Origin of the sequence: Confluentibacter sediminis (genome assembly GCF_003258355.1) — a bacterium.
In the GTDB taxonomy this organism is placed as follows: Bacteria; Bacteroidota; Bacteroidia; order Flavobacteriales; family Flavobacteriaceae; genus Confluentibacter; species Confluentibacter sediminis.
The window spans coordinates 220,406-229,744 of the sequence record NZ_QKPO01000008.1 but is presented as its reverse complement, the minus strand read 5'-3'; the positions used below and the strand labels follow the sequence as shown (position 1 = coordinate 229,744).

The 9,339-nt window shown below is 31.0% G+C and carries 8 protein-coding genes; 1 reads left to right on the top strand and 7 read right to left on the bottom strand.

Annotated elements, in window-relative coordinates; all coding sequences use genetic code 11:
• The first annotated feature begins 151 nt into the window (after positions 1–151).
• The gene (locus tag DKT72_RS09095; RefSeq protein ID WP_111308414.1) at positions 152–637 is read left to right on the top strand and encodes a DinB family protein; all 486 of its coding nucleotides are present in this window, start codon (positions 152–154) and stop codon (positions 635–637) included.
• Positions 638–659: 22 nt separating this feature from the next.
• Here DKT72_RS09095 and DKT72_RS09090 read toward each other — a convergent pair whose 3' ends face one another.
• From DKT72_RS09090 to trmD, 7 genes are all read right to left on the bottom strand, one after another.
• The gene (locus DKT72_RS09090) at positions 660–890 is read right to left on the bottom strand and encodes a DUF6095 family protein (protein WP_111308413.1); all 231 of its coding nucleotides are present in this window, start codon (positions 888–890) and stop codon (positions 660–662) included.
• Positions 877–1,698 (bottom strand): N-acetylmuramic acid 6-phosphate etherase, encoded by an 822-nt coding sequence (gene murQ / locus DKT72_RS09085; protein WP_111308412.1) that lies wholly within the window; start codon positions 1,696–1,698, stop codon positions 877–879. Before murQ ends, DKT72_RS09090 begins: the two co-directional genes overlap by 14 nt.
• Before the next feature lie 89 nt (positions 1,699–1,787).
• Positions 1,788–2,615: a DUF4249 family protein gene (locus DKT72_RS09080; protein WP_111308411.1), complete on the bottom strand. Its 828-nt coding sequence runs from the start codon at positions 2,613–2,615 to the stop codon at positions 1,788–1,790.
• A 4-nt stretch (positions 2,616–2,619) separates the two neighbouring features.
• Positions 2,620–4,995 (bottom strand): TonB-dependent receptor, encoded by a 2,376-nt coding sequence (locus tag DKT72_RS09075; RefSeq protein ID WP_111308410.1) that lies wholly within the window; start codon positions 4,993–4,995, stop codon positions 2,620–2,622.
• Positions 4,996–5,070: 75 nt separating this feature from the next.
• Positions 5,071–7,281, bottom strand: a complete 2,211-nt coding sequence (locus DKT72_RS09070) for an NADP-dependent isocitrate dehydrogenase (protein ID WP_111308409.1) — start codon at positions 7,279–7,281, stop codon at positions 5,071–5,073.
• A gap of 857 nt (positions 7,282–8,138) precedes the next feature.
• The gene (rplS, locus tag DKT72_RS09065; RefSeq protein WP_111308408.1) at positions 8,139–8,489 is read right to left on the bottom strand and encodes a 50S ribosomal protein L19; all 351 of its coding nucleotides are present in this window, start codon (positions 8,487–8,489) and stop codon (positions 8,139–8,141) included.
• A 136-nt stretch (positions 8,490–8,625) separates the two neighbouring features.
• Positions 8,626–9,303 carry a tRNA (guanosine(37)-N1)-methyltransferase TrmD gene (gene trmD, locus DKT72_RS09060; RefSeq protein ID WP_111308407.1) on the bottom strand — a complete coding sequence of 226 codons (678 nt, stop codon included), beginning with the start codon at positions 9,301–9,303 and terminating at the stop codon, positions 8,626–8,628.
• Positions 9,304–9,339: the final 36 nt, after the last annotated feature.

The window sequence follows — 9,339 nt, the reverse complement described above, 5'->3', positions numbered from 1 at the left end:
GAAAGTGGGAGAGTAGGTCGTTGCCTTTCTTGGGATCCCCTTCATTTTTTATGAAGGGGATTTTTTTTTGGTTTGTATGTAAGTTGTCGTTTTTGTAAAGACTAAGTGAAAATAATTTTTATACTTATTATTTTTATTTAATTTAGGCTACATGGATATCATTATACGATCTACTTTAAAAACACTTGAAAAGACTCAATATATTCTTGCTAACTTATCTAATCAACAGTTATCTGATATTTCAGTGTCTCCTTATTATTCAAGTGTTGGATCGCATATAAGGCATATTCTTGATTTTTATGATTGTATATTAAATAGAGATTTAGAAAACCGAATTGATTTAACAGCAAGAAGTAGAAATAAGGTTGTTGAAGGTTGTTGTAATTTAGCTGAAGAATACTTAAATCTAATTATTGACAAGCTAAAGAATACAAATTATAATACAAATGAAATGGTAATAGTTACTGATGATTTAGGGTTAGGGAAAATAGAAATGTCTTATACCTTAGCAGCTGCATTATCACAAGCTAATAGTCATGCCATACATCATTACGCTATTATAAGTTATATATTAAATGGTTTAAATATTACTCTAGAAGATTCCTATTTCGGATACAATCCTACAACTCCAAAATAGAAAACATTTGATAAGCAATAAGTTATTTTTTAAACATGCTATTCATTATAATTTTAATGCCTTTAAATATTAAAAATACAGCAAAGGCTGATATTAAACATCCTAGTATCAGAATAGGTAGGTAAAGCGGTTTTTCTTCGTTACTCCAAGCCACACTAAGTAAAATAGGACCCATAAATAAGCTCAGCAGTGCAAAAATTAATGTTTTTATACCTTTTGCTAAAATTTTTTTATCCGTTTTACTTGTTTCCATTTTTATAGTTTTTAATTGCTAATCGTACGCTTTTATAAGCATTTAATAATTTTTCAGCCTCTTTTTCTGAAATATTCAGCTCTGATATTATCATTTTGATACCTCTATCAACTAGTTTATTATTACTTAGTTGCATATCTACCATTTTATTCCCTTTGATATGTCCTAATTGGATCATAGTGGTAGTGGTTATCATATTTAGAACCATTTTTTGTGCGGTGCCAGCTTTCATTCTAGAACTTCCTGTCACAAATTCAGGACCTACAATAACTTCAATAGGGAATTGGGACGTTTTTGATAAAGGACTATCTCCATTACAAGTGATGCATCCAGTAATAATATTATTTTTATTACACATTTCTAGAGCAGATATAACATAAGGAGTTGTACCAGATGCTGCTATCCCTACTACTATATCATTATCAGTAATATTATGTGATTGTAAATCTTGCCAACCAAGCGTTATAGAATCTTCTGCAAACTCAACAGCTTTTCTTATAGCAGTATCACCACCAGCTATAAGCCCAATAACTAAATTATGAGAAACACCAAAAGTAGGAGGACATTCTGAAGCATCTAAAATACCCAAACGTCCACTAGTACCCGCTCCAATATAAAACAAGCGACCACCTATTTTTAATTTAGAAACTATTTGATGAATTAGTTTTTCTATTTGAGGTAATGCTTTTTCAACAGCAAGAGGTACTGTTTTATCTTCATTATTTATATTTACGAGCAATTCAGAAACACTCATTGTTTCCAGATTATTATAATGAGAATCTTGCTCTGTAGTTTTAATAAAGTCCATTTGCCAAAAATACAAATTTTAAGATTGAGTTTGTATTTGAATAATACCCTTTTGTTGAATTATATGTATGTATGTTTTGTGTCTGGATTTTATTCAATAGTATATATGTACTGATCCACTTCAGATACTCTAAAATATCCTAAAGGATAATTATCAGGATTTGTTTTATTAACACAATTACCTCTAATACTAGCAGGCTGGGTTTCAAATGGGCTGCCATTTTCATCCGTTTTTTGTTGAAGTAACAGAAAAATAAATTGATAAAAGCGTTTTGAAACGCCATGGTTTTGTATAATTATTTCGTCTCCCTTATTTAGATCTTCTTTATTGTAATATCCGAAAATTTCGTTACCATTAGTAAATTCATCATCATAAACTTCTAGATCTAGTATAGATTTTTTTTCATTTATAAATTCGAAAAAATAATAGTTTTCTTCATTTATGGGGTCTAAATAATATGCTTTAAGTTCTGTTTCGTCACCAGAAAATCCTTTATTATTTTCTTGTTCTACGCGGGTAATTGGGGTTACAGATTTTAATGTTTCTGTTCCTATGTATGTTTCATTTTGGTATATAATGGTTAAGGTGTAGGTTTCGTCTATTTCTGGTATAAAATTGTTATTTATATACATTCCCGAATTTTGGTCTTCAATAAAAGTAAATATATTGTTTTTAGTATCCCTTATTGTTACCATAGCATTGTTGGCAACAGGAATATCTTTATCAAAATAGGGTGCAGACAACGATAATTTTATTTTTTGAAGTTTTCCAGAGGTTCCTTTAAACCAATTTATAGAAGCATCAATAACTAGTTTGGGTGTAGTTGTAGGAACCTCTATTTGTATAACATCTTCACATGAGATGATTAAAACACATATAAATAAGTAAACTGTTTTTTTTAATATTGAATAATTCATAGTATTAAAACTTAAAATTATAAGATATAGATGGTACTATACCAAATATAGAAAATCGTGTTGCTTCATTAAACCCTGATGCTTCATTGTTTCCAAAATTGATAGAGGCTGCATTTTTTCTATTATAAACATTATAGATTCCAAAAACCCAATAGCTTTGCCAACCTTCTTTTTTCTCTGGTTTTGGAGTATAGGTTGTTGAGATATCTAAACGATTGTAAGATGGCAATCTATTACTGTTTCTTAGACTGTAATTAGGGACACTTATACCATTATATATATATTGCGAATTAGGAAATGTTGTAGGTCTTCCTGTTTGAAATAAAAAATTGGCATTAATTTTCCATTTTTCGGAATATTTATAGCTAGCAGTTAATGAAATATCATGTGTTTTATCGTAAGGCGTATGGTACCAATTACCATTATTAATACCTAATTCACTTGGCGTTCTACCTTTTGTTTGTTGCTTTGATTTTGAAAGTGTATAAGCTAACCAACCATTTAATCTTCCTTCATTTTTTTTAAATAAAACCTCTAAGCCATACGCTTGTGCTTTACCATTTAAGATCACTTGCTCTATAGCATTATTAGCAATTAAATCAGCTCCATCAATATAATCAATTCTATTTTTTAGTGTTTTGTAAAAACTTTCAATTTCAAGTGAGTAATCACTATTGTTGAAGTTTTTAAAATATCCAATAGCATATTGATCTAATAATTGGGGTTTTATATATTTTCCGCTGGGCGTCCAAACATCAAGCGGCGTAGGAGAACTTGTGTTTGATAATAAATGGATATACTGAGTCATTCTATGATAGCTTGCTTTTATAGATGATTTATCATTAAGTTGATAAGCTAAAGACATTCTAGGTTCAAGATTATGGAATGATTTTATAACGTCGCTTCTTTTGAAATTTTCTACATCAATAGGCTCTCCCTTTTCATAAATTTGTAAATCTTGATTAAAAACAACGGCTTGGTCGTTTTCATACATATTGAGTTCATTTTGACCTAAACGTAAAAATGTACTTAGCCTTAAGCCAAACGATAAGCCTAATTTATCCGATAATTGATATTCGCTATCTAAATAGATGGCATTTTCAAAAGCATATTTGTCTATAAGTTTAAAAGGACTAATGCCTGAAGTCTCGGTAGTTGGCTCTATTTTTCCTGGATTAAATTTATAATAAATACTATTTAAACCGAATTGAATTTTTGTTTTATCATTCAAATAATATTTAAAATCATATTTTAAATTCAAATTTTGAATGCCTGAGTTCCATTTAAACTCAACAAAATTAAGTTTTAAACCATAATAGTAATCTGAATAAATTAATGATAAATTGCTGAAAAGTTTATTGGAAAATAGGTGGTTCCATCTTAAGTTAATAATGGAATTGCCATATATATTTTCAAACGAATCAGAAATACTAAAGACATCACGGCCAAAGTATCCTGATAGATAAATATTATTTTTATTATCTATTTTATAACTGATTTTAGTGTTTAAATCATAAAAATAAGCCACATTATTCACATCAAAAAGGGGTAAAAACAAGTGGGCATAGCTAGAACGCCCTCCAAAAAGAAAAGAACTTTTGCCCTTTTTTAATGGCCCTTCCGCTAGCAGTCGACTGGAAACAATACCGACCCCACCATTAACGTGGAATTCTTTGCTGTTACCATCTTTTTGGTAAATGTCTAATACCGAAGATACTCTACCACCATATCGAGCTGGGATTCCTCCTTTGTACAATTTTAAGTCTTTAATGGCATCCGGATTAAAGACTGAAAAAAAACCAAATAAATGTGAGGAGTTATAAATGGTAGCTTCATCTAAGAGGATTAAATTTTGGTCTGAAGCACCACCCCTTACATTAAATCCAGATGAACCTTCACCAGCATTGGTCACCCCAGGCAGTAATGTTATAGCTTTAATAATATCTGCTTCTCCTAAAACAACGGGTATGTCTTTTATGGTGGTAGATGTTAAACTATTCACACTCATTTGAGGTTTCTTAATATCTAGTTTTTCAATATTTCCAGTAATTATTATTTCATTTAGGTTTTCTATGGTTTCTCCTAAACTATAATTTTTAGTGATGTTTTTATAAAGATGTATGGTGTCTGTTATGGTATTATAACCAATGGAGGAAATTATTATTTTATAGGTTCCTTTTGGAAGTGTGATTGAGAAAAAACCATATTCGTTTGATGATGTTCCTAATTCAATTTCAGGAAAATATAGATTAACACCAATTACAGTTTCATTACTTTTAACTTCAAATAAAGTGCCACTTAATGTGAATTTTTCTTGTGCACTTAAAAGAAAAGAAGTAGAAAATGCAAGTAAAAAGAAACAATTGAAAATGTTTTTCATTAATCAAATTTTGATAAATGTAAAAAAAAAGCCTCTTAAATAGAGGCCTTTTGTATAAACTTTATATTAATAATTTTAGCTTAAAATGGTATTGAAGGTTTTACTTGGTCTCATGGCCTCATTCACAAGTTTTTCATTTGGAATATAATAGCCATCAATTTTTACAGGACTTCCTTGAATACTGATAAGTTCATTTAAAATGACAGATTCATTGTTCCCCAATTCTTTAGCAATGGGTATAAACTCTGCCTTTAAACTAGCATCGGTATTTTGATTCGCTAAAGCTTCAGCCCAATATTTTGCAATGTAGTAATGACTACCTCTATTATCCAATTCCCCAACATCTCTAGAAGGTCCATTGTTATTTTCCAATAACTGTTCGGTAGCTTTATCTAGAGTTTCTGCTAAAACTTTTGCTTTGGCATTCTTGTTAACCTCGCTAAAATGTTCTAATGATACAGCCAATGCTAAAAATTCACCTAATGAATCCCAGCGTAAATGATTTTCAGTTATAAATTGTTCAACATGTTTAGGAGCTGAACCGCCAGCACCTGTTTCAAACAAACCACCTCCATTCATTAAAGGCACTATAGACAACATTTTAGCACTAGTACCAACCTCTAAAATTGGAAATAAATCTGTTAAATAATCACGTAACACATTTCCAGAAACAGAGATGGTATCTTTACCTTCTTTCAATCTTTTACATGTAAATAAAGTAGCATCAATAGGGGATAAGATTCTTATATCTAACCCAGTAGTGTCATAATCTTTTAAGTAAGTATTTACTTTTTTAATTATTTCACTATCATGTGCTCTATTTTTATCTAACCAAAAAACAGCAGGAGTTTCTGAAGCTCTGGCACGAGTTACTGCTAATTTTACCCAATCTTGAATAGGTGCGTCTTTTGTTTGGCACATTCTCCAGATATCTCCAGCTTCCACATGGTGTTCTAATAATGTAGATCCAGAAGCATCCACAACTTTAACAGTCCCCGTTGAAGAAATCTCGAATGTTTTATCATGTGAGCCATATTCTTCAGCTGCTTGAGCCATTAAACCAACGTTAGGCACGGTTCCCATGGTCGTAGGATCAAAAGCACCATTTTCTTTGCAGAAATCTATAGTTGCGCTATAGATTCCAGCATAACTACTATCTGGAATTACGGCTTTAGTATCTTGAAGTTTTCCTTCTGGATTATACATACGCCCTGAAGTTCTAATCATTGCAGGCATAGAAGCATCAATAATCACATCGCTAGGTACGTGAAGGTTAGTAATACCCTTGCCACTGTTTACCATAGCTATAGCTGGACGTTTTTTAAATTCTGCATCAATATCTGATTCAATTTCTTTACGTTTAGCTTCAGGCAATTCTTGTATTTTTTCAATTAAATTACCAAATCCATTATTAACATCAACACCAATTTCTTCTAAAATGACGGTGTGTTTTTTAAATACATCACTAAAAAACACTTTTACAGCATGCCCGAAAATTATGGGGTCACTCACTTTCATCATGGTACCTTTCATATGTAATGAAAACAAAATCCCTTTAGATTTAGCATCGGCTACTTGTTCTTCAAAAAAAGAAACCAAAGCCTTTTTGCTCATGATGGTAGCATCAATTATTTCTCCTTTTAATAGGGCAAATTTATTTTTTAAAATAGTTACGTTTCCTTTATTGTCTATATGCTCAATAGTAATACTAGTAGCTTCAGGTAACGTCATTGACTTTTCGTTATGATAAAAATCACCACTAGTCATGGTAGATACATGCGTTTTAGAGTCTTTACTCCAAACGCCCATAGAATGTGGATTCTTTTTTGCGTAATTTTTAACTGATTTAGGCGCGCGCCTATCTGAATTTCCTTCACGTAACACAGGATTTACGGCACTTCCTTTAATTTTGTCAAATCTAGATTTTATTTCTTTTTCTGTATCGTTTTGTGGCTCATCTGGATAACTAGGAATGGCATATCCTTTTGATTGCAACTCTTTTATGGCTGCTTTTAATTGCGGGATGGAGGCACTTATATTAGGAAGTTTAATGATATTAGCTTCTGGTTTGGTTGCTAAAGCACCAAGTATTGCTAAATCATCAGAGACACGTTGTTCTTCTTTTAAAAAATCTGGAAAAACAGCTAAAATTCTCGCAGCTAAAGAAATATCTTTAGTTTCAATTTCAATTCCTGAAGACTTAACAAAAGCTTTTACAATTGGTAATAATGAACGTGTTGCTAAAGCGGGAGCTTCATCTGTTTTTGTATAGAAAATTTTAGACATTAGGGTGCCAGTTTTTAAATTATTAAAGTACTAAATTTCCGAAAATTGCTTATGCCTTTTTCGCGATGCGAATATACAAAAATTGATTTTTAATAAGGGGTAATTAATAATTGAAGTACGTATATTTATTGGAATTATAAAAAAATATCCAGCTAAAAAGAAATTGTTAAAAAAAACAGATATGGATATTAAAAAAACAAAAGCCATATCACATAGAATTTAATCTATTCTGACATGGCTTTCTTCGAAGTAGCATGACTTGATCTATTTAGTATCGCTACCAAATTAACTTAATCTTAGTGATTAAATTTTTCAATCAAAGTATTACTATTTCAACGAAACAATTTAATTGTAATTTTCAAAATGTATTGACATATTACTAAAATGTTCCTCATTATTGCTTTTTTTGATGATTATTAATGTATCAATTGTTTTCACAACTAACACACTTTAAATCATTGTTCTTAGAATAGCAAGGTCTTTCAATCTATACTATTTTTAAGACTTTCCATCATATTAGTTTTCTAACTGTTACACATTTAGAACTCTTTTTATGATTTCATGGTTTTTGCTCACACACGCCTAGACGTGGCACAACAAAACCTCAAAAAACAATTTTTTAAAAGAACGTTGTTTCATTTAGAAATTCAATATAAATTCATTTTTCAGATGAAACCAACCGAAGTTGTTATTTGATTCTTATGCTAAGTTACGTTAAGAAACTAAAAAATAAAATTTTTTATGCAACTAGATATCAACTTTTTATAAACCGAAGTTATTAACTTTTGTTAATAAAAAAAAGCCTTGATATGGTATCAAGGCTTTTAAGTTTCTGTGTAAAACAGAACATGTATTTTTTAGCGTCTACTTTCTTTAATTCTAGCTTTTTTACCAGTAAGACCTCTAAAGTAGAAAATTCTAGCTCTACGTACTTTACCTCTTTTGTTAACTTCAACTTTTTGCAAAGCTGGTAAATTAACTGGGAATATACGTTCTACACCAACAGTACCAGACATTTTTCTGATGGTAAATGTTTCTGATGCACCAGATCCTCTTCTTTGAATTACTACCCCTCTAAAAAACTGAGTACGCACTTTTTCGCCCTCTCTAATTTCATAGTAAACAGTAATAGTGTCTCCAGCTCCAAACTCTGGAAAGTCTTTTTTCGTTACAAACTCGTCTTGAACAAATTTTACTAAAGATTCCATATCTTTAAATTTAATAATGATTAATTCGAAACAACATTCACGATTTTCGCCAGAGGTTAACCCGAAATTGGGTGCAAAGATAATTAAAAAGTTAAAAGTTAAAAGCTAAAATTTAAAAGTTTTTAAAAATTAATATTTAATCTTCCAATAAATCGGGGCGTCGTTCTTTTGTGCGCTCAAAAGCCTGTTCCTCACGCCATTTTTCAATTTTAGGCAAGTTGCCACTAAATAATAGTTCAGGGACTTTCCAGCCTTTGTAGTCTCGTGGTTTTGTGTAAATAGGTGGTGCCAATAAATTATCTTGAAACGAATCGGTTAAGGCCGATGTTTCATTACCCAAAACGCCAGGTATCAATCTTATAACGGCATCACAAAGTACTGCTGCGGCTAATTCGCCACCAGATAGCACATAATCACCAATAGAAATTTCTTTAGTTATAAATTGATCCCTTACACGTTGGTCTACACCTTTATAATGGCCACATAAAATAATAATGTTTTCTTTTAAAGATAAGTGATTGGCCATACCTTGTTTTAAGGTCTCACCATCGGGAGTCATATATATAACTTCGTCGTAATGGCGTTCTGCTTTTAGTGTAGAAATGCATTTATCAATCGGTTCAATCATCATCACCATCCCGGCACCACCACCAAATTGGGTATCATCCACCGATTTATAATTATCTGAAGTGTAATCCCTTAAATTATGGAAATGCACTTCTACTAAATTAGCTTCAATAGCTCGCTTTAAAATAGAGGCTTCAAACGGACTTCTAAGTAATTCGGGTAAAACGGTAATAATGTCTATACGCATGATGTTGTATTAAAGCATACAAAGATAATTTTAAAT